Source organism: Polymorphospora sp. A560, assembly GCF_045781765.1.
Taxonomy (GTDB): domain Bacteria; phylum Actinomycetota; class Actinomycetes; order Mycobacteriales; family Micromonosporaceae; genus Polymorphospora; species Polymorphospora lycopeni.
Window position 1 is genome coordinate 4,624,161 of the sequence record NZ_CP122282.1, and the last position, 19,875, is coordinate 4,644,035.

The 19,875-nt window shown below is 71.5% G+C and carries 19 protein-coding genes; 8 read left to right on the forward strand and 11 right to left on the reverse strand.

Translation table 11 applies throughout. The annotated features are described in order from the left end of the window. The first annotated feature begins 288 nt into the window (after positions 1–288). Genes QCD66_RS20575 through QCD66_RS20600 form a run of 6 tightly spaced genes read left to right on the forward strand, consistent with a single transcriptional unit; the run spans position 289 to position 5,418 of the window. Positions 289–1,455 (forward strand): glycosyltransferase, encoded by a 1,167-nt coding sequence (locus QCD66_RS20575; protein ID WP_375732790.1) that lies wholly within the window; start codon positions 289–291, stop codon positions 1,453–1,455. Then, a complete protein-coding gene (locus QCD66_RS20580) occupies positions 1,452–2,771 on the forward strand; it encodes an aromatic ring-hydroxylating dioxygenase subunit alpha (RefSeq protein WP_364206782.1) in 1,320 nt (439 codons plus the stop codon). Before QCD66_RS20575 ends, QCD66_RS20580 begins: the two co-directional genes overlap by 4 nt. Further along, positions 2,768–3,280: an aromatic-ring-hydroxylating dioxygenase subunit beta gene (locus tag QCD66_RS20585; protein WP_375732791.1), complete on the forward strand. Its 513-nt coding sequence runs from the start codon at positions 2,768–2,770 to the stop codon at positions 3,278–3,280. Before QCD66_RS20580 ends, QCD66_RS20585 begins: the two co-directional genes overlap by 4 nt. A gap of 7 nt (positions 3,281–3,287) precedes the next feature. Then, the gene (locus QCD66_RS20590) at positions 3,288–4,496 is read left to right on the forward strand and encodes an MFS transporter (RefSeq protein WP_375732792.1); all 1,209 of its coding nucleotides are present in this window, start codon (positions 3,288–3,290) and stop codon (positions 4,494–4,496) included. Between the two features lie 3 nt (positions 4,497–4,499). Next, positions 4,500–4,892, forward strand: a complete 393-nt coding sequence (locus QCD66_RS20595; RefSeq protein ID WP_357543994.1) for a carboxymuconolactone decarboxylase family protein — start codon at positions 4,500–4,502, stop codon at positions 4,890–4,892. Then, positions 4,882–5,418 (forward strand): hypothetical protein, encoded by a 537-nt coding sequence (locus tag QCD66_RS20600; protein ID WP_375732793.1) that lies wholly within the window; start codon positions 4,882–4,884, stop codon positions 5,416–5,418. The genes QCD66_RS20595 and QCD66_RS20600 overlap by 11 nt, the downstream gene beginning before the upstream one ends. Here QCD66_RS20600 and QCD66_RS20605 read toward each other — a convergent pair. From QCD66_RS20605 to QCD66_RS20640, 8 genes are all read right to left on the reverse strand, one after another. Then, on the reverse strand, positions 5,361–6,017 hold the full coding sequence (locus QCD66_RS20605; RefSeq protein ID WP_364206790.1) for an NAD(P)H-dependent oxidoreductase: 657 nt from the start codon (positions 6,015–6,017) through the stop codon (positions 5,361–5,363). The genes QCD66_RS20600 and QCD66_RS20605 overlap by 58 nt on opposite strands. 310 nt (positions 6,018–6,327) lie before the next feature. Continuing rightward, entirely contained in the window at positions 6,328–8,043 is a 1,716-nt protein-coding gene (locus QCD66_RS20610) for an ABC transporter ATP-binding protein (RefSeq protein WP_375732794.1), read from the reverse strand. Further along, on the reverse strand, positions 8,040–9,773 hold the full coding sequence (locus tag QCD66_RS20615) for an ABC transporter transmembrane domain-containing protein (protein ID WP_375732795.1): 1,734 nt from the start codon (positions 9,771–9,773) through the stop codon (positions 8,040–8,042). The genes QCD66_RS20610 and QCD66_RS20615 overlap by 4 nt, the downstream gene beginning before the upstream one ends. A 120-nt stretch (positions 9,774–9,893) precedes the next feature. Next, positions 9,894–10,910: an ABC transporter substrate-binding protein gene (locus QCD66_RS20620; protein WP_375732796.1), complete on the reverse strand. Its 1,017-nt coding sequence runs from the start codon at positions 10,908–10,910 to the stop codon at positions 9,894–9,896. 34 nt (positions 10,911–10,944) lie between these two features. Next, complete coding sequence (locus QCD66_RS20625) at positions 10,945–11,718, reverse strand: ABC transporter ATP-binding protein (protein WP_375732867.1); 774 nt, start codon at positions 11,716–11,718, stop codon at positions 10,945–10,947. An 88-nt stretch (positions 11,719–11,806) separates the two neighbouring features. After that, positions 11,807–12,877: a FecCD family ABC transporter permease gene (locus QCD66_RS20630; RefSeq protein WP_375732797.1), complete on the reverse strand. Its 1,071-nt coding sequence runs from the start codon at positions 12,875–12,877 to the stop codon at positions 11,807–11,809. Positions 12,878–12,897: 20 nt separating this feature from the next. Continuing rightward, on the reverse strand, positions 12,898–13,935 hold the full coding sequence (locus QCD66_RS20635) for a FecCD family ABC transporter permease (protein WP_375732798.1): 1,038 nt from the start codon (positions 13,933–13,935) through the stop codon (positions 12,898–12,900). Between the two features lie 84 nt (positions 13,936–14,019). After that, entirely contained in the window at positions 14,020–14,796 is a 777-nt protein-coding gene (locus QCD66_RS20640; RefSeq protein ID WP_375732799.1) for a helix-turn-helix domain-containing protein, read from the reverse strand. Positions 14,797–14,967: 171 nt separating this feature from the next. Here QCD66_RS20640 and QCD66_RS20645 point away from each other — a divergent pair, with 171 nt between their 5' ends. Continuing rightward, on the forward strand, positions 14,968–16,683 hold the full coding sequence (locus QCD66_RS20645; RefSeq protein WP_375732800.1) for a cation:proton antiporter: 1,716 nt from the start codon (positions 14,968–14,970) through the stop codon (positions 16,681–16,683). A 9-nt stretch (positions 16,684–16,692) separates the two neighbouring features. On the opposite strand, the gene QCD66_RS20650 is transcribed toward QCD66_RS20645, so the two are convergent. Together QCD66_RS20650 and QCD66_RS20655 are read right to left on the reverse strand one after the other, a co-directional pair. Next, the gene (locus QCD66_RS20650) at positions 16,693–17,811 is read right to left on the reverse strand and encodes a DUF4185 domain-containing protein (RefSeq protein ID WP_357538944.1); all 1,119 of its coding nucleotides are present in this window, start codon (positions 17,809–17,811) and stop codon (positions 16,693–16,695) included. Between the two features lie 67 nt (positions 17,812–17,878). Then, positions 17,879–18,952 (reverse strand): alkene reductase, encoded by a 1,074-nt coding sequence (locus QCD66_RS20655; RefSeq protein ID WP_364206810.1) that lies wholly within the window; start codon positions 18,950–18,952, stop codon positions 17,879–17,881. Between the two features lie 122 nt (positions 18,953–19,074). On the opposite strand from QCD66_RS20655, the gene QCD66_RS20660 reads away from it, so the two are divergent. Further along, complete coding sequence (locus QCD66_RS20660) at positions 19,075–19,482, forward strand: MerR family transcriptional regulator (RefSeq protein ID WP_375732801.1); 408 nt, start codon at positions 19,075–19,077, stop codon at positions 19,480–19,482. A gap of 113 nt (positions 19,483–19,595) precedes the next feature. Here the strand turns inward: QCD66_RS20660 and QCD66_RS20665 are convergent, their stop codons facing one another. Then, positions 19,596–19,802, reverse strand: coding sequence for a hypothetical protein (locus QCD66_RS20665; protein ID WP_375732802.1), 207 nt, complete (start codon positions 19,800–19,802; stop codon positions 19,596–19,598). Positions 19,803–19,875: the final 73 nt, after the last annotated feature.

The window sequence follows — 19,875 nt, forward strand, 5'->3', positions numbered from 1 at the left end:
GTAGCTGGCAGGCGCGAGACATTGACAACGATTGCACATCCCGGCAGGCTTTACGAAACTGCCTGGGGGCAGGCGGTGAACCCGACCTGCTCGACGGTGAGTCGATTATTTCGAGCTTGTTTCTAGCAGCCTCGACCGATGTGTCCATCAGCGATGGTGGGGAATACGTAAAGCCTCGTAGCAGTACCCGGACGTCGACGGTCCCCTTTCGCCTACCGGGCGTTTTCGCCTGTCCGGGGGCGAAGTTCTTCGGCCGGGTCGGCTTCTTTTCGATGGATCGGAGATCTGATGCGCGTCGCCCTCCTCACCACGACTCAGCATGGTCACCTGAACCCGTATGTTCCGGTGGTCAATGCGCTCCAAACCGCCGGCAGCGAGGTCGCACTGCTGCTGTTGTCCGCGGACGGTGGCGCGCTCGACGAGCAGCGTCGCCAGGTCCTGGGCAAGGCGCAGGTCCATGCGGTCGGGCAGGTCGAGATGGCGCCGTGGAGCGGCGACCCGGCGAAGATCGGCCCGATGCTCCAGTCGTCGCCGGTGGCGGACCAGACAGCCGCCGCGATCCGTGCGACGGAGCCGGACTTCGTGCTCGTCGATTCGCTGCCGGTCACGGCGTCGGCGATGGTCGGCGCACAGGCGTCCGGCGTGCCGTACGGGATGATCTGGGCCAACCTGGGTGGCGTATGCCCGAGCGAGCATCGACGAGGCCGCTGGCCGTACGACGAGCAGGTCGGCGACTATCTGACCAGGCACGGGGTGTTGTGGTCGACCCGGACCCACTCGGCACGTTCACCGATTCTCAATCTGATGCCGACGATTCCCGCTCTCGTCGGGGACGACGGGGTCACCGACGACGGTGTGCAACTGGTCGGATTGCCGGGTGCGGCGGGGACCCGCGGCGACGAGGTCGCCTTCTCGGGCCTGGATCGGATCGACCCCGACCGCCCGGTGGTGTACGTCTCCTTCGGCACGATCTTCTACCGGCGACCGGACCTGCTGCGCACGGTGATCGCCGGGGCGGCGGCGACCGGTGCGCAGGTGATCGCCGCGGTAGGAGACCTCGCCGAAGAGCTCGCGCTGCCCGACGAAGTGCTCACCGCCCCGTACCTGCCGCAACGTGAGGTGCTCGAGCGCGCCGACGTGTTCGTCACCCATGGCGGATACAACTCCGTGGCGGAGTCGATCCGGGCGGCGACACCGATGCTGGTGATCCCGCTGGCTGTGGATCAGCCCGTCCAGGCCCACTTCGTGGCCAGCGCGGGCTTCGGAACGGCGTTGGAGCCGGCCGGCGTCACCGAGCAGGCGGTCGCTGACGCTGTCACCGATCTGCTCGATCCCGCCCGGGACTACCGGGCCCGGCTGCGCGCCGCGCAGCCGGAGTGCGGCGATTCCGCGGCGCGCACGGCCGAGCTGGTCATCGGCACGGTCGAGACGCTACAGCGAAAGGGAGAGCAGTGACGATCGAACTGCAGCGGCCGGTGGGCGACCCGATCGTGATCGATGATCTCGAGCGTCTCTCGTTCCGGGTGGACCGCCGCGCCTACACCGACGACGACCTGGCCGCACAGGAGATGACCCGGATCTTCGATCGCTGCTGGTTGTACGTCGGGCACGATTCGGAGGTGCCCGGGCCGGGCTCCTACGTGGCACGCGACGTCGGCGGGCGTCCGGTGGTCATGGCACGCGGGTCCGACGGGGTGATCCGGGTGTTCGCGAACAGCTGCACCCACCGCGGCGCCCTGATCTGCTCGCAGCCGGCCGGGCAGGCCAGATCGTTCCGGTGCCCGTACCACGACTGGACGTTCTCCAACCAGGGCGACCTGGTCGGGGTCCCGATCCCCGACGGGTACGGGCCGGGCTTCCGCAAGGCGGACTTCGGCCTGGCGCAGCACCGTAGTGACAGTTACCGGGGTTTCGTGTTCGCCACCTTCGACCCGGAGCAGCCGCGCACCCTGACCGAATACCTGGCGGGCGCGACGGAATACCTCGACCTGATCGACGACCAGTCCGAGGTCGGGATGGAGGTGATCCAAGGCGCGCAACTCCACGGGGCTCGGGCCAACTGGAAGCTCATGATGGAGAACAGCGTCGACATCTACCACTTCCGGGCCCTGCACAAGCGTTACGTCAGCTACATGGAGTCGCTGGGGTCGGTGCCGCCACGACGACGAGGTGGCTTCGGCCGTGCCCTCGGACTGGGCCATGGCGCCAACGAGCTGCCACCGGCGGCAGCCCGCCCGCTCGCCTACTGGACGCCGATGTTCGGCGCCGAGGTCCGGCCGCGGATCGAGGCGACGGCCGCCCGGTTCGTCGACCGGTTCGGCGCCGAACGCGCCGAACGGATCACCGGCACCAATCGTGCGCTGCTGATCTTCCCCAACTTGATGATCATCGACGCGATCGCGATCACGATCCGCAAGATCGACCCGGTCGGCGCGGGCCAGATGGCCATCACCTCGGTCGCCCTGGCCCCCAAGGACGAGGATCCGGACATCCGGGAACTCCGCAAGAGTCACTACCTGACGTTCCTCGGCCCCGCCGGCTTCGCCACCCCCGACGACATCGAGATCGTCGAGTCGTGCCAGCGGGGTTATCTCAACCGCACGGTCCGCTACTCGGATCTGTCACGCGGTATGGACAAGGAGGTCCCGGAGACGACCGACGAGCTTCCCGCCCGCGAGTTCTGGCGGCAGTGGGACCGGTTGATGCACGGCGACGACGGTCACCTCGAGGTCGCCCACCGGGCCGAGATGCAAGGGGCAGAACCCCGATGACCACCGAGCTGACGGTCGACGAAGCGGCCCAGGTGCGGTTGTGGCACCGGGTGAGCCAGTTCCTTTTCCGTGAGGCGCGGCTGCTCGACGAGTGGCGCCTGCGCGAGTGGTACGACGAGATGCTGACCGACGACATCCGCTACTCGGTGCCGGCCACCGACGTCCGTGGCGAGACGGCCGATGCGCTCGGGCTCATCGACGATGATGCCGCCCGGCTACGCCAGCGGATCGAACAGATCCTCAACGGTGAGGTGTGGTGCGAGAACCCCCGGTCGCGGACCAATCGGATGATCAGCAACGTGGAGATCCTGACCGATCGGGGCACGCACCTCGACGTGGCGGCGAATGTCATCGTGTACCGGTTCGGGCACGGGCGCACTGACGCCTACGTCGGAAAATACCGGTTCGAGCTCGTCGTCGAGGGCGGGTCGTTCCGGGTCCGGAGACGGGTCGTGGTGCTCGACCACGAGACGTTGTACGAGCACGCGAAGCTCAGCATCATCCTGTGACCGGACAGTGACGAGGGCCGGCACTGGCAGCGTCCCATCCGTTGCCGCCGCCCAGCCGGGTCTCCCCCGCGAGGTCTACGTCCTCAGTGTCGTCGGTGGCTGCGTCATGCTGGGCCTGGGGCTGGTGCTCCCGGTGCTTCCGGTCTACGCGGCGACGTTCGGGGCCGGGCCCACCCAGATCGGAGTGCTCGTCGCCCTGTTCGCGTTGATGCGGCTGGTCACCAGTCCGTTCTGCGGCCGGCTCGGAGTTCGTTTCGGGGAGCGGCGGGTCCTGGTCGCCGGCCTGCTGCTCTGTGCGGTCTCCTCGGCCCTGACGGCGTTCGCCGCGTCCTACGGGCAACTGCTCGTGTTCCGCGGCCTCGGCGGCGTCGGCTCGGTGCTGTTCTCGGTGTCCGCGCTGGCGACACTCCTGGCGATCGCGCCGGCCGACCAGCGGGGCCGGGCCAGCGCCGTGTTCGAAGCGGGCTTCCTGCTCGGCGGGATCTGCGGACCAGCACTGGGCGGACTCCTCGCGCTGATCGCCCTGTCCGCGCCGTTCCTGGCGTACGCCGTGCTGTTGCTGGCCGCCGCGGGGCTGACACTGGCGGTGCTCCGCACCGGCCGAACCGCCGGCGCGGAGCCCGGCCGTGACGTGGTCCGGCTACCGGTCCTGCTGCGGGACCGACGCTACGTGGTGGCCTGCCTCGCGGCGTTGGCGCAGGGATGGGTCTTGTTCGGGCTGCGCTCCGCACTGGTTCCCACGGTGGTCGTGGCATGGCGATACGACGTGGCGTGGGTCGGGTGGGCGTTCACGATATCCGCCGTCGTTCAGGCACTGCTGATCATGCCCGCCGGCCGGGTCGTCGATCGGGCCGGCCGCCGGTTCGCCATGATCGCCGGCACCGGTGTGGCAGCGGCGGCGATCGCAGCCCTGATGTTCGTGGACAGCTACGCCTGGCTCGTCGTCCTGCTCAGTGTGTACGCGGCGGGATCAGCGCTGCTCAACGCCGCACCGGCCGCGCTGATCGGTGACGTCGTCGCCGGCCGGACCGGCAGTGGCGTCGCCGTCTTCTCGATGTGCACCGATGTCGGCGCCGTGGTCGGACCGGTCGCCGTCGGGCTCATCGCCGAGCGGGTGAGTGTTCCGGCCGCCTTCGGCAGCGGCGCCGTGCTGCTGGTCGTCGCCTTCGTGGCGTCGCGGACGTTGACAACTGTTCGGCCAACACGAAGGAGTTGATCAATGAATCAGCCGTCTGCCCGGCGGGAGCGGGGTGAGGCCATGTTCCAGCAGGTCTTCGGCCGCGAACCGCGCCCGGGTTCCTACCCGGAGTTCCTGCAGATCACCGTCGACCACCTGTTCGGCGAGATCTGGACCCGGCCGCACCTGAGCGTCGAGGAGCGCGAACTGGTCGCGCTGACCGCGGTCGCGCTGGCACGGACCGATTGGGAGTTGCGCGGCCACATCGGTGCCGCCCTGCACCTCGGGATGTCGCGAGAGAAGATCGTCGAAGTCATCATTCAGCTCGCCTACTACGGTGGCTGGCCGGTCACCAACAACGGGCTGCGCGTCGCCCAGGAGGTCTTCGCCGAGTTGGACGGAGCCACCGGGAAGGAGGCGGACCATGACCGGTGACCCGCCTTCCCTCGCCCCCGCCGAAAAGGTCGACCTGTGGCGCCAACGGTTCTTCGAGGCCCAGGCGGCCGCGGAGGAGTTCATCCTCGGAGAGCACGGCGAAGAAGGCCTGGCCGCGTGGATCCAGGCAAACTCCCGCATCACCGCGGAGTTGCTGCAAGCACAACGGCCCGCCGGGGTGTCCGCCACCGATCACTTCATGACCCGGCTGCAGCGTCAGCTGTTGCTGTACGACTCGGCGGTGACCAGTGAGCCCCAGCCCTCGGGCACCGTCCTGCGCAACGCCGACTGTGGGATCCTCCGATACCGCAAACAGGCCGCCCGCGCCGGCGTCGTACTCACCTTCTCGTCACCGTGCCCGTACTGCCAGGAACTCAACACCGCCATCGCCGCCCGCTACGTGGAAACGGACGTCACGGTGTCCTGCGAACAGGCGGGCGACGGGTGCACCTGGCGCGCGGAATCCCCTCACGCGGAAGGAGAGGACACCGCCGGATCACCGCACCGCGGGCGATCCGGCGATTGAAGCACCGGCAGTGCCGTGCGGTCGACGGCCGGCGACCGGCTGACGTCGAGCGTCATGCCGAGTTGCCGGCCCACGGCCACACACAGGTCGAGCGCCGCGGTGCGGGTCAGGTCCTGGTGATCGTTCTGGCTGAAGCACGCCGACGCCACGTTCCTGTTCCGTAGGCGCAGGTACCACGGGAACAACGATGCCAGTGCGGGCTCGGTCAGCATCGTGCGCGAGTGAACGATCGTCCCCACCAGCAGGTTGCCGAACGGGCGTTGCCTGGCGTTCATGAAGCTCTTCAGGCGTTCCTGGAAGATCTTCAACACCGCGGGTACGTTCCCCGCGTAGACCGGCATGGCGAGCAGCATCGCCTGTGCGCCCTCGGCCAGATCGACGACATGCGCGAAGTCGTCGTCGAGCGTGCACCGGCCCACCTCCGGATCAAGGCAGGTGTCCTCGCCTTCGCACATCTCGATGCGATGGTCGATCAACCGAATCCGCTGGATCTCCGCGTCACCGACTTCCCGGACGACGCCGGTGATCGCCGCCTCGAGCAGCGCGTCGGTCAGCGACGGGAGCCGCCTCTGTGTGCAGGACAACGCAATGATCTTCATGCGAAGGGCCTCCCCGGTCCGCTCAGCGTCACCCAAGACCGGCCACCTGACGAAGCCCTCGTGGCCGCAACCGAAGTCAACCTACCCACAATTGAGCATCACCGATACGGGTATCGGTCGCCGGTCATCGTCCCGGCTTCGGCGACGTACATCAGGGACAGTCCGGGGTGCTACGGTGCCGTGTTGGTCTCGGGTAGGGAAGCTTTCAGCGCGGCGTGCAGGACCCGTCGCTGATAGCCCGCATCTATCCGAGTTTGGGGTCCTAGCAACGGGCGAAGACGCAAACCACCGATGGCCCGCCGGCAGCCGGTCAGGGTTTCCAGGCTGCCCAGAGGTGGGCGTACGGGCCACCACGGGCGAGCAGGTCGTCGTGGGTGCCCTCCTCGACGACCCGCCCGTGCTCCATCACCACGACCCGGTCGGCGCGGGCCGCCTGTCCCAACCGGTGTGCGATGACCAATGCGGTCCGGCCGGCGCAGACCCGTTCCGCCGCCCGTTCCAGCACGTCGGCGTGGTGGCTGCCGGACTCGGCGGTGGCCTCGTCGAGGATGACCAGGGACGGCGCGGCGAGGTGGGCCCGGGCCAGGGCGACCTGGGCGCGCTGCTCGTCGTCGAGTTGGGTGTGGCCGGGTCCGATGCGGGTGTCGACGCCGTCGGGAAGTTGCCGCACCCAGCCGTCGGCGCCGACCAGCGCCAGCGCGTCGGTGATCTCCTGGTCGGTGGCCTCGGGCCGGGCGAGGCGGAGGTCTGTCGAGAGTGGACCGGCGAAGACGTGCGGTTCCTGGGCGACCAGGATCACCCGGGGCCGCTGCCCGGCGGGGTCGCGTACGTCGACGGTGCCGGCGGTGGGGGTCAGGGTGCCGGCGACGATGCCGGCGAGGGTGGTCTTCCCGGCTCCGCTGGCGCCGACGAGGGCGACCCGCTCCCCCGCCGCGATCCGCAGGTCGATGCCGTGCAGCACCGGGTTCGCGTCGTACGTGTGGTGCAGGCCGCTGATCTCGACGGTGGCGGGGCCGGCGGGCGGCGGTGCCGGGGTCTGCCGTGCCCGGCCCGGCACGGTGCCCAGGCCGAGGATGCGGGCCAGGCTGGCGATGGCGGACTGGACGTCGTCGACGCTCATGACGACGACGCCGAGCGGTCCGAAGAGGCGGTGGAAGTAGAGGGCGGCGGTGGTGACGGCACCGGCGGTCGTGGTGCCGGCGTCGACGAGGAGGAATCCGGTGGCGATGATCGCGGACAGACCGACGAGTTCGGCGATGTTGAGCCACTTCACCCAGCCGGTGACGAACCACAGTGCGCGCCGGGAGATGTCGCGGGCCCGTTCCGAGGACGCGTCGATCGAGGCGACGAAGCGGGGTTCGGCGCGGTAGGTGCCGATCGTGGCGAGGCCGCTGAGGGTCGACAGGATCGTCTCGGCCCGGTCGGCGAACGCGACGCGTTGTTCGGCGTAGAGCGGGACGGCGCGGGGCAGGTAGCGGCGCAGGGCGAAGACGTACACCGGGATCGTGGCGCAGCCGGCGAGGGCGAGCCACGGGTCGAGGGTGGCGAGTCCGGCGACGGTCAGCAGGATCACGACCGCCGACGACACCCAGACCGCGAGCAGGTTGGTGACGGTTTCGGCGACGATGCCGACGTCGTCGCTGATCCGGCTGAGCAGGTCGCCGCGGCCGGCTTCCTCGATCGTGTCGGTGGGCAGGTGCAGGGCGGCGTCGAGGGCGTCCTCACGTACGGCGGCGAGCAGGAGCTGTCCGGCGCGTACGGTGAGCGCGGCCGCTAGTCCGGTCAGCAGCGCGCCGGCGGCGAGGGCGACCGCGGTCCAGATCAGGAGGCGGACGAGTTCGTCGTACGTGGTTCCGGCCAGGACCCGGTCGACGAGGATGCCGATGATCCGGGCGGGGGCGAGGCCGGCGAGCGCGGCGGCGGCGGTGACGGCCAGGGCGGCGAGCGTGGGGCCGGGGCGGCGCCGGATCTGGCGGAGCAGTCCGGTGCGTACGGTCTTCGCGTCGGCGATGGGCAGCCGGGTCATCGGAGCACCCGTTCACGGTAGTCGGGGTTGGTGCGCAGCAGGTCGTGGTGCCGGCCGGTGGCGGCGACCTGCCCGGCGACGACGAGGACGACCCGGTCGGTGCGGTCCAGCAGGGTGGGGCTGCTGGTGAGCACGACGGTGGTCGTGGGTGAGCCGTTCGCGTGCCGGTGCCGGCGGATGCCGTCGGCGATGCGCTGTTCGGTGACGGAGTCGACGGCGGTGGTGGGCCGGTCGAGGACGAGCAGGTCGGGGGCGGTGTGCAGGGCTCGGGCCAGGGCGAGGCGCTGGCGCTGGCCGCCGGAGAGGTTGGTGCCCCGGTCGCGCAGCGGGGTGTCGGCGGTGGCGGTGACGAACTCGTCGGCGTCCGCGGCCCGCAGGGCGTCACCGAGCCCGTCCAGGCCGGGGCCGGCGCCGAGCCCGTCCAGGCCGGAGCCGGCGGCGAGCCCGTCGGTGTCGGCTCCGGCGCCGAGGGTGAGGTTGTCGTGCAGGGTGCCGGTGAACAGGTCGACCCGGTGGGGTTCGACGTGGACCAGGCGGCGCCGGTCGTCGCGGTCGAGCTTGTCGAGTCGTACGCCGGACAGCTCGGCGGTGAACGGGGTCGGGCCGGTGCCGGGGGTGAGTGCGGCGAGGATGGCGGTGGCGTCGGCGGGGTCGGCGACGACGCCGACGAACTCGCCGGGGGCGGCGGTGAAGGTGCCGGCCGCGGTGAGGGTGAGCGGGCCGGGCCGGGGCGGGGCGGCCGTCGACGTACCGGGTCCGTCTGTTGTGGACTTTTCGGCCAGGACGGCGGCGACGCGTTCGGCGCTGGCCCGGGTGCCGGCCCGGAACTGCAGGTGGGTGCCGAGCATGGCCAGCGGTTCGCTGAGGAACTGGGCGGCGCCGACGGCGGCGACGAGTGCCCCGACGGTGATCTGGCCGTCGACGGCGAGCGCGCCGGCGGCCAGGAGTGCGACGAGCAGGACGAGGCCGCCGGCGAGCAGGGTCGCGGCGCGTTGCAGGGCGAGGGTGTTCCCGGCCCGGATCGCGGCGTGGGCGGCGGTGGTGCTGGCGGCGCGGTAGCGGGTCATGGCGTGGTCGCGGGCGGACAGGCCGTGCAGGACCCGCAGGCCGGCGACGAGGTCGGCGGCGAGCGCCGACGCCTGTGCGGCGGTGTGCTGCTGGTCGTGGCTGCGCCGGGTCATCGTCGGGGAGAGCAGGTTCAGCGCGACGGTGGTGGCGACGGCGACGGTGAGGACGAGTGCGCCCAGGCGTACGTCGATGCCGAACAGGATCGCGCACGACACGATGATCGCGGCCGAGGCGGCGATCAGGCCGCTGGTGTATTCGACGGGTCGGGCGGCGCGGTCGGCATCGGAGGAGGCGATCGAGTGCAGTTCGCCGTCGGGGCGGGTGCGGGCGGGGTCGGACAGGTCGAGCATGCCGCGGCCGAGCCGGCGGCGCAGCCGGTGGGCGCGGTCGAGTACGGCGCCCAGCCCGAGCCGGGCCGCCCAGCGCCAGCAGAGGATGAGGGCGGTGAAGAGTACGGCGAGACCGGCGAGGCTGGCGGCGAGCAGGTCGTGGCGGCCGGTGACGACGGCGGAGTCGATGGCGACACCGATCGCGACCGGGACGAGTGCTTCGCAGGTCTGGTGTCCGCTGAACAGGGCGGCCGAGGCGACGAGGCGGCCACGGTTCTCGCGCCGGGCGTCGGTGACGAGCCGGCGGCCACCGGCACTGGTCTTTCCGCTCACCTGCCCGGCCGACCCGTTCGGCGGTGTCCGGTGGAGGTGAAGGTGGCGATCGTCATCAGTTGTCCCTTGTGTGCGGCGGTCGCGGGCACGCGCCGGGGCGCGCGCCCGCGACCGGGCGGTTCAGCGGTCGAGCTTGGCGACGGCGGCCCGCAACTGCGGTACGACGGCGGCGAGCGCGACCTTCAGGCCGGCGACGGTTCCGGCGGTGGCGCCCTGCATCGCCTCGCCCTCCGGGTCGAGGAACACGGTCCGACCGTCCTTGACGACGTCGAGGGAGGAGATCAGCGGGTCCTGCTGGATGGCGCTGATCGGGTAGCCGATCGTGGTCAGCACGGCGACCTGGGCGTCCATCGCCGGCACCTGCTCGACGGAGACCGGGGCGAAGAAGCCGGAGGCGGGCAGCGCGGCCACCGGCTGGTTGAGGGTGAAGCCGAGGTTGCCGTACATGTCGAAGCGGGCGTCGCCGGGCAGGTTGGCGCCGTACGCGTCGCCGAACTTGGAGCCGGAGACAATGGTGACACCCTGGAAGGTCGGGTTCTCGCCGACGTACTTCGCGAAGGTGGCGTCGAGGTCGGCGATCAGCGCCTGGCCCTGTTCGACCCGGCCGAGGGCCTGGGCGATGAGCGTGGTGTGGGTACGCCAGTCGAGCGCGAAGTCGGGGGTGCCCTTGGGCGCGAACACGGTCGGGGCGATCTGGCTCAGCCGGGCGTACGCCTGGTCGTCGAACGCGCTGCGGGCGTTGAGGATGACGTCGGGTTCGAAGGACTGGATCTGCTCGTAGTTGAGCGTCTCGCCGCCGCGCTCGATGAGGGCCGGGGTCGAGTCGCCGAAGGCGGCGGTGGCCCAGGGGCCGACGCCCTTGTTGGCCTCGCCGTGGTCCTGCCAGTCGTAGATGGCGACCGGCTTGACGCCGAGCGACAGGGCGACCTCGCCGTCGGACCAGCCGAGGGCGACGACCTTGAGGTCGCCGTCGGCCGGCTTCGGGATCTCGACGAGGCCGTAGTTGGTCTCGACCGAGCCGAGCAGTTCGCCGCCGGACGGTCCGCCGTCGTCGCCGGTGGAGCAGGCGCCGGTGGCCAGCAGGACGGCCACCGCGGCGGCGGCCGACCAGCGCGGGAACAGGCGGGAGATGCGCATGGGTTTTCCTTAGTCGTAGTGGTGCGGGTGGGTCTCAGGACTCGGCGATGACGGCGCCGGTGGCCAGCGGGACGACGATCGGGGTGCCGGTCTCCGGGTCGGTGAGGATCCGGGCGCGTACGCCGAAGACCTCCTCGACCAGGCCGGCGGTGACCACCTCGCCCGGTGGTCCCTGGGCGACGACGGCGCCGCCCCTCATGGCGATGAGGTGGCTGGCGTAGCGGGCGGCCTGGTTGAGGTCGTGCAGGACGGCGACCAGGGTGCGGCCCTGCTGGTGCAGGGTCCGGCACAGGTCGAGTACGTCGATCTGGTGGGCGATGTCGAGGAACGTGGTCGGCTCGTCGAGCAGCACGATCGGGGTCTGCTGGGCGAGCACCATGGCGATCCAGACGCGCTGGCGCTGGCCGCCGGAGAGTTCGTCGACCGGCCGGGGGGCGAGCGCGGTCAGCCGGGTCGCCTCCAGCGCGGCCCGGACGGCGGCGTCGTCCTGTGCCGACCAGGAACGGAAGAGGCGCTGGTGCGGGTAGCGGCCGCGGGCCACCAGGTCGACGACGGTGATCGCCTCCGGGGCGGTGGTGCTCTGCGGCAGCAGGCCGACCTTGCGGGCGAGTTCCTTGGTGCCCATGGAGCGTACGTCGGCGCCGTCGAGGAGCACGGTTCCGCGCTGCGGGGCGAGCAGCCGGGCCAGGCTGCGCAGCAGGGTCGACTTGCCGCAGGCGTTGGGGCCGACGATGACCGAGAACGAGTTGGGCGGTACGGCCAGGTCGAGGTCGTCGACGACGACGCGGGCGTCGTAGCCGATCCGCAGGCCGGTGACCTCCAGCCGGCGGGCCTGGTCGGCGGCGCCGGCGGGGGCGGGAGCGGCGGGGGCGGTCCCGGCTTCGGTGGTGACCATGTCAGGCCTTTCGGGTCCGGGCGGCGAGCAGCCAGACGAGGTAGACGCCGCCGAGCACGACGGTGACCACGCCGACGGGAAGCTGGGTGGGCGCGATCACGGTCCGGGCGACGAGGTCGCTGACGGTCAGCAGTACCGCGCCCATCAGGGCCGAGCAGGCCAGCGGGATGTGCGGGGTACGGGTCAGCCGGACCGCGAGTTGCGGGGCGAGCAGGGCGACGAAGGAGATCGGGCCGGCGACGGCGGTCACCACGGCGGTGAAGGTGACCCCGACGAGCAGGAGCCACACCCGCAGCCGGCCGGCGTCGAGGCCACGGCCGATCGCGGCGTCGTCGCCGAGGGGCAGCAGTCCCATCCCGCGTCCGAGCAGGGCGGTCACCGGGGCCAGGAGGAGCAGGGCGAGCGCGACCGGCACCAGTTGCGACCAGGTCGTCGTGTCCAGCGAGCCGGCGCCCCACATCGCCGCCGCGGCGGCCTGTTCGAGACTGAGGGTGATCAGCAGGTACGCGTTGACGGCGGCGAGCAGGGCGCTGACCCCGATGCCGACGACGATCAGGCGGTAGCCCTGCAGGCCCCGACGCATCGCGAGCGCCCACACCAGCAGCCCGGTGCCGAGCCCGCCGAGGAGCGCGCCGACGATGGTGCCGAGGTACGAGCCACCGACCAGGACGCCGCTCAGCAGCGCCCCGGTGTACGCGCCGGTGTTGAAGCCGATGATGTCGGGGCTGCCGAGCGGGTTGCGGGTCAGGGTCTGGAACAGGGCGCCGCTGAGCGCGAGGGCGGCCCCGCCGAGCACCGCCATCAGGACGCGGGGCAACCGCCATTCGACGACGGTGCGCCGTACGGTGGTCTCGCCCTGGCCGGTCAGCGCGGCCCAGATCTGGGCCGGTGACAGTTCGGTCTGCCCGACGGTCAGCGACCAGGCGGCGACGCCGACGGCCACGGCGGCGAGGACCGCGCCGACGGTGAGGACCCGGGTGTCGATCCGCAGCCAGTACGAGTCGCCGAGGGACAGCACCCGGACGCGGCGCGGCCACAGCGGGGGCGGGCCGACGGTGGCCGGCGCGCTCACAGCGCCCTCGCCCGGCCTGCTCACAGTGCCCTTGCCTGCGGGCGCCGGACGAGCCAGATGAGCAGCGGGGCGCCGAGGAAGGCGACGACGATGCCGACCGGTACCTCGTTGGCGAGCAGTACCCGGCCGGCGATGTCGGCGGTGAGCATCAGCACCGGGGCGGTCAGGACGCAGAGCGGGACGACGCGCCGCTGGTCGGGGCCGGCGATCATCCGGACGGCGTGCGGCACCATCAGGCCGACGAACGACAGCGGCCCGACGGCGGCCGTCGCGGCGCCGCAGAGCAGGGCGATCGCGGCGAAGCCGGTGGCGCGTACGACGGCGGTCCGGGCGCCGAGGGACCGGGCGACGTCGTCGCCGAGGGCCAGCGCGTTCAGGCCGGCGGTGAGCATGAGCGCGAGCACGACGCCGATCACCAGGAACGGGGCGACGCCGACGACGACGTCGATCTGGCGGCCCTGCAGCGAGCCGGCCTGCCAGAACCGGATCCGGTCGAAGACGTCGGGGTGGGTGAGCGTGATGCCGTAGCTGAGGCCGGTGAAGACCGCGCCGACGGCGACGCCGGTCAGCACGATCTTGACCGGGTTCGTCCCCTGCCGGCCGGTCGAGCCGACCAGGTACACCAGGACGGAGGTGAGCATCGCGCCGAGCAGGGCGAACCACACGTACCCGGCGATGGAGGTCACGCCGAGGAAGCCGGCCGCGACGGCGACGAAGAAGAAGGCGCCGGAGTTGACGCCGAGGATGCCGGGGTCGGCCAGCGGGTTGCGGGTCAGCGCCTGGGTGACCGCGCCGGCGACGCCGAGTCCGGCGCCGACGAGGACGGCCAGGATCGTGCGGGGTACGCGGTAGTCGCGGACGATGATCCCGGCCGGGGAGTCCGGGTCGACGCCGCGCAGCGCCTGCCAGCTCTGGGCGGCGGTGATGTCGCCGGAGCCGACGAAGAGGCTCAGCGTGACCAGGGCGAGCAGTGCCACGGCGATGCCGGCGAGCACGACGGCGCGACCGCCGCCGCTTCGTACGCGCGGCACGTCGCCCACGACGGCACCAATCGTCACCGGACCTCCAAGCCAGGTTTGCCTTGCCTAACTTAGGATGTCCTGGGGTGCGTCGCAATCCCGGCCCGGTGCCAGCGAATACGGCTAATCAGACAGCATGGCGCGGTACGCCCCCGGGCTACGCCCGACCACGGCGCGGAACGCCTCGATGAAGGAACTCGTCGTGTCGTACCCCACAGCCCCGGCGACGTCCGCCACGGACAACCCCTCGGCCAGCAACTGCTGCGCCCGGTAGACCCGCAGCATCGACCGCCAGCGGGTGAAGGAGACACCGGCCGAGGCGGTGAACGCGCGGGCCAGCGTACGGCTGCTCAGGCCGGCCGACTCGGCCCACTCGCGCAGCGAACGGCGGTCGCCCGGGTCGTCGACCAGCGCCCGGACCAGGTCGCCGATGCGCGGGTCGTCGGGGATCGCCCACCCCCACGACCGGCTCGACGGACGCAGCAGGTCGAACACGACCGCCTCCGCGCGCTGCCGGGCGCCGGTCGTCAGGTCGTCGGCGAGCAGGTGCTCCAACAACCCCTCGAGCAGCGGGGTGACCTCCAGCGCCACCGGCTCCGGCGAGCACACCACCGGCCCCGGCCGGGCGGTGTGCGGGGTGAAGAAGCTGGCGTGGAAGTCCGAGCCGGCCGCCGCCGTACCGGCGTGGACCACACCGGCCGGCATCCACACCCCGATCCCGGCCGGCAGCATCCACACCCGGTGACCGGCCGTCACCGACATCGACCCGCGCCGCACCCACAACAGCTCGTGTACGGGATGGCTGTGCGCCGCCCACTCCATGCTCCGGGACAGCAGGCCACGCTCACCGGCGATGACGAACTCGGCGTGCCGGTCCACGGGCACCGTCGCAGCACTCATCGGGCCATCCTGCACCGGCGGCGCGACCACTCCCCCCACGCCCTCCCCGGGACACACCCGCTGATCAGGGAGTTCCCCACGGATGGTCACATATAGTGCACACGGCGTCCGCCCGGGAGCACGAGCCGTCGCGGGCCGGACGGGCGAGGGAAGGCCGGTGACACCGTGGAGATGGAACTCGCCGTTCTCGGCGTGGCCGCGATCCTGATCATCGTGACGGTGGCGTACTTCGCTCCCCGGATCGGGGTCGCCGCCCCCATCGCCCTGGTCGTCGTCGGCATCGTCTGCAGCTACCTGCCCGGCACGCCCGAGTTCGCCGTCGACCCCGACCTGATCCTGATGGTCGTCCTGCCACCGATCCTCTACTCGGCGGCCGTCAACCTCCCGGCCAGCGACTTCCGGCGCAACTTCAAGGCCATCAGCAGCCTGGCCGTCCTGCTGGTGCTCGTCTCCGCCTTCGCCATCGGGTTCCTGCTGCACCTGCTGCTGCCCGACCTCGGCCTGGCCGCGGCCGTCGCGCTCGGGGCCGTCGTCAGCCCGCCGGACGCGGTGGCGGCCACCTCGATCGGCAAGCGGCTCGGACTGCCGCCCCGCCTGGTCACCGTCCTCGAGGGCGAGGGGCTGGTCAACGACGCGACCGCCCTGGTGATGCTGCGCTCGGCCGTCGCCGCGACCGCCGGGGTGGTGTCGTTCTGGGGCGTACTCGGCGACTTCGTCATCGCCGTCGCCGTCGGCCTGGTCGTCGGCCTGCTCGTCGGGCTGGTCACCGTGCAGGTCCGGGCCCGCGTCGACGAGCCGGTGCTGAACACCGCGATCTCGTTCGCGGTGCCGTTCCTGGCCTTCATCCCGGCCGAGGAACTGCACGCCTCCGGCGTCCTCGCCGTCGTCGTGGCCGGCCTGGTCACCGGGCACCAGAGCGCCCGGCACTTCAGCGCCCAGGCCAGGATCAGCGACCGCACCAACTGGCGCACCATCCAGCTGCTGCTGGAGAACGGCGTCTTCCTGCTGATGGGCTTCGAGATCACCACGATCGTCCACGACGTCGAGGACCAGCACCTGAGCGTCGCCGGGGCCGTCGCCGTCGGCCTCGCCGTGACCGCCGTACTGGTCGTCGTCCGGATCGCGTACGTCGTACCGCTGATCGCCTCGCTGCGCCACGACCAACGGCGGGCCGCCCGCCTCGCGCCGTACCTGAAGAACGCCCTGGCCCGGGTCGACGAACTTCAGCAGCGGACCACCGACGACGACCGGCGGCTACGCCGGCTCACCCGGCGGCTGCGCCGCAAGCAGGCCGACGCCAGCTTCCTGGCCGCCGAGGGACTCGGCTGGCGCGGCGGCGTCGTCATCGGCTGGTCCGGCATGCGCGGCGTGGTCACGCTGGCCGCCGCCCAGTCGCTGCCCGCTGACCTGCCCTACCGGCCGCAGCTCATCCTGATCGCGTTCACCGTCGCCATCGTCACCCTGCTCGGCCAGGGCGGCACCCTGCCCCTGGTGATCCGAAAGCTACGGATCAGAGGCTCGGACGCCGACGCCGACCGGCGCGAACTCGCCAGCCTGATCGACGAGATCACCACCGTCGGCGGCGCCACGCTCGACAACCCCGACCTGCGTCAGGCCAACGGGCAACCCTTCGACCCGAAGGTGGTGGAACGGGTCCGGCACGACAACGCCGCGATCGCCAAGGCCCTCGCCGAACCCCACGACCCGGCCGAACCCGGCCGGCTGCACCAGCGCCGCGAGCTGCGCCGGCTGCTGCTCCAGGCGGCGCAGACGGCGCTGCTCGACGCCCGCGCCTCGGGCGTCTACAGCTCCCGGGCGCTGGAACACGCGCAGATCATCCTCGACAACGAGACGTCCCGCCTCGACACGGCCGGCCCCCGCCACTGACCGCCGGCGTCAGGCCGTGCCGACGAACTGGCTCACGTGGTAGGCGGTGCTGCGCCCGTCCGGGGTCCGGGTCCACTTCGAGACCATCAGGTGCAGGTTGTTGGTGCCGGTCGCCGACCACGGGTGGATGAAGCCGCCGTACAGGGCCGGCTCCTGCCAGTGCGTGACCTGGATCTTCTCCGCGGTCCAGACCCGGTCCGGGCCGGGCGCCGTACGGGTGACGATGTTGCCGGTGGCGCAGTTCAGGTAGGCCATCACCCAGGTGCCGTCGGCGAGCCGGCGCACCGACGGCTCCCCGAACCGGCCGGTCAGGATCGGCGTGCACGGCCGGCCCCAGCCCCAGTCACTGCCGTTCCAGCCCCAGCCCTCGTACGACTCGGGGAAGAACAGCCGGTCCCAGCGCACCCGGCGCAGCATCATCGGGCCGTCCTGGCGCCCCGACCGCACCGAGAAGACGTAGACCCAGTCGCCGTGCCGCTGCATCGTCCACATCTGGAACGGGTCGGTGTTGTTGCCGTTGTTCCACCACTTCAGCGGCGTACGGATGAAGTCGTTGCCGTTGTCGGAGTAGGCCAGTCCGGCGTAGCGGGACTTCCACTGCGGGCCGGCCGGCCCGGCCGAGTGCCAGTTCTCGATGCTCATGTACGAGATCAGCTGCCGGCCGGTCTCGGGGAAGCTGATCCCGTCGTTGGGGATGACGGTCACCTCCCAGAGGCCGTCGATGCCGATCCCGTTGTGGCCGTTGTGCATCAGCTCCGGGGCCCGGCCGTTGCCGGCGACCCGGGCGGCGCTGTCGAAGACGACCCCGCCCGGGGCTCCCGGGTGGATGTTGGAGCGCAGCATGACCGGGGAACGCCAGTCGTTGGGCAGCGGCGGCCCCTCCGGCCACGGGGTGTCGAACGTGTCGCCGAGCAGGTAGCCGATCGAGCCGTTCTCCAGCACGTACGGGATGCCGAGGTCGGTGCCGGCGACCCGCCACCGGCTGTTGGTGTCGAGGTCGGCGCCGGTCAGGCGCTTCTTCCAGGTGGCGGCCTGCGCCCGGCCGGGCAGGGCCAGGGTCGGCACGACGGCCGCGGCCGCTCCGGTCGCGGCGACCTTACCCAGGAACGAACGACGATCGAGCGCCATGACCCCTCCTCGTTGAGATGGATCAATCTATCTCGCTCGATGTATTTTGTCATCGGCGCCGTACGGGTCAGACCGCGTGCCGGTACGCGGGGTAGGTGAGGTATCCGGCGTCGCCGCCGGCGTACCAGGTCGCCGGGTCGTCCGGGGCGATCGGCAGTCCCTGGCGCAGCCGCTCGACGAGGTCGGGGTTGGCGATGAAGGCGCGGCCGAAGCTGATCAGGTCCGCCCCGAGGCCCAGCCAGCGGTCGGCGGCCGCCCGGTCCGTCGGACGCGGCCCCATCGGGAAGGCCGGATTCACCACCAGGGTGCCCGGCCAGGCGGCGCGGAGCCCGAGCAGCACCTCCTCGTCGGTGGTCGCCTCGAGGTGGACGTACGCCAGCCCGAGCGGCGCGAGTTCGGCGAGCAGTGCTCCGTACAGCTCGGGTACGTCGGTTTCCGTCGCGCCCCAGATGCCGGCACCGGGCGACAGCCGGATGCCGGTCCGGTGGCCGCCGACCGCCTCGACGGTCGCGGACACCGCCTCCACCGCGAACCGGATCCGGTTGCCGATCGACCCGCCGTAGCGGTCGGTGCGCAGGTTCGCGTCGGTGGAGAGGAACTGGCCGATGAGGTAGCCGTTCGCGCCGTGCAGTTCCACCCCGTCGAAGCCGGCGTCGACGGCCCGCCGGGCGGCGTCGGCGTAGGAGTGGGCGTGCTCGGACACCTCCGCGGTGGGAAGCGCCCGCGGGACCGGTGCCGGCTTCGGTCCGGTCGGGGTGAACACCTCGCCGACGGCCGGGACCTCGGACGGCCCGACCGGCCGCAGCCCCGTCGTCTCCGGGTGCGACACCCGGCCGCCGTGCATGATCTGGGCGAAGACGCGCCCGCCGTTGGCGTGCACCGCACCGGTGACCTGCCGCCAGGCCGTCACCTGCCCGTCGGTGTGCAGCCCCGGCGTTCCCGGGTTGGACTGCCCGACCAGGCTCGGCTGCACCCCCTCGGTCACGATGAGCCCGGCGGTGGCGCGCTGGGCGTAGTACGTCGCCATCGACGGCGTCGCCAGGCCGCCCGCGGCCGCGCGGACCCGGGTCATCGGGGCCATCACCACCCGGTTGGGCAGGTCCAGTTCGCCGAGTCGGTAGCGGTCGAAAAGAGTCGTCACAGTCCGCACTGCCTTCCAGACGTCTCACGGGAGCACGCCCGCCGACCGGGCGCCCGGCTACGCTAAAACCTGACACTGACGTCAGATGCAAGCGTTGAGACACGGGTTACCGCGGAGGCGGCATGCGGATCGGAGACCTCGCGGCACGGACGGGCGTGAGCGTGCGCTCCCTGCGCTACTACGAGGAGCAGGGCCTGCTCGTCAGCACCCGCAGTCCCAGCGGCCAGCGGCACTACACCGGCGACGAGATCGGGCGGGTGGCCTTCATCCAGCGCCTGTACGCCGCCGGACTCTCCAGCCGGACCATCGCCGAACTGCTGCCCTGCGTCGACTCACCCAGCGAGCAGAACTCCGACGAGGCGTTCGAACGGATGGTGCGGGAACGGGACCGCATCACCGGCCACATCGGGGAACTCACCGAGGCCCGGGACGCCCTCGACCGGCTCATCGAAGCCAACCGCGACCACCGCGCCCGCCTCCCCACCCTCACCCGCCTCCCGCCCCCGCCCCCCGCCCCCACCTCCCGTTGATCAAGGACTAGTTGCGCGACAAGCCCGACAGAGCGGGCACAGTTTGTCCATGATCGACGCCACCCCGCTACCCCCGCCGCCCCTGACGGGCAGGGCGCCAGGGCGGGCGGGGCTCAGAAGGCGAAGGTGGCTACGACGGGTGCGTGGTCGGACTCCGGATACTTCCGGTCGGTGCCGAAGGCGGCGGACTCGTCGTGCAGGATCTCATTGTGGATCTCCGAGCCCCGGTAGTGGGCCAGGAGGTTGCGGGTGACGAGCATGTGGTCGAGCATGTCGCCGCGCCCCTGGTGGAACAGGGTGTAACGGGATGAGGCAGGCACCGTGTGCTCGACCGGGACGAGCACCCGGTTGGTGAGTCCGGGTTGACCTCTACCTCGACTCGATCAGCCAGAT

Coding starts and splice junctions, on each gene's coding strand:
- QCD66_RS20575 (WP_375732790.1), top strand. CDS start 289: ATGCGCGTCGCCCTCCTCACCACGACTCAGCATGGTCACCTGAACCCG.
- QCD66_RS20585 (WP_375732791.1), top strand. CDS start 2,768: ATGACCACCGAGCTGACGGTCGACGAAGCGGCCCAGGTGCGGTTGTGG.
- QCD66_RS20595 (WP_357543994.1), top strand. CDS start 4,500: ATGAATCAGCCGTCTGCCCGGCGGGAGCGGGGTGAGGCCATGTTCCAG.
- QCD66_RS20600 (WP_375732793.1), top strand. CDS start 4,882: ATGACCGGTGACCCGCCTTCCCTCGCCCCCGCCGAAAAGGTCGACCTG.
- QCD66_RS20605 (WP_364206790.1), bottom strand. CDS start 6,017: ATGAAGATCATTGCGTTGTCCTGCACACAGAGGCGGCTCCCGTCGCTG.
- QCD66_RS20610 (WP_375732794.1), bottom strand. CDS start 8,043: ATGACCCGGCTGCCCATCGCCGACGCGAAGACCGTACGCACCGGACTG.
- QCD66_RS20620 (WP_375732796.1), bottom strand. CDS start 10,910: ATGCGCATCTCCCGCCTGTTCCCGCGCTGGTCGGCCGCCGCCGCGGTG.
- QCD66_RS20640 (WP_375732799.1), bottom strand. CDS start 14,796: ATGAGTGCTGCGACGGTGCCCGTGGACCGGCACGCCGAGTTCGTCATC.
- QCD66_RS20645 (WP_375732800.1), top strand. CDS start 14,968: ATGGAACTCGCCGTTCTCGGCGTGGCCGCGATCCTGATCATCGTGACG.
- QCD66_RS20650 (WP_357538944.1), bottom strand. CDS start 17,811: ATGGCGCTCGATCGTCGTTCGTTCCTGGGTAAGGTCGCCGCGACCGGA.
- QCD66_RS20660 (WP_375732801.1), top strand. CDS start 19,075: ATGCGGATCGGAGACCTCGCGGCACGGACGGGCGTGAGCGTGCGCTCC.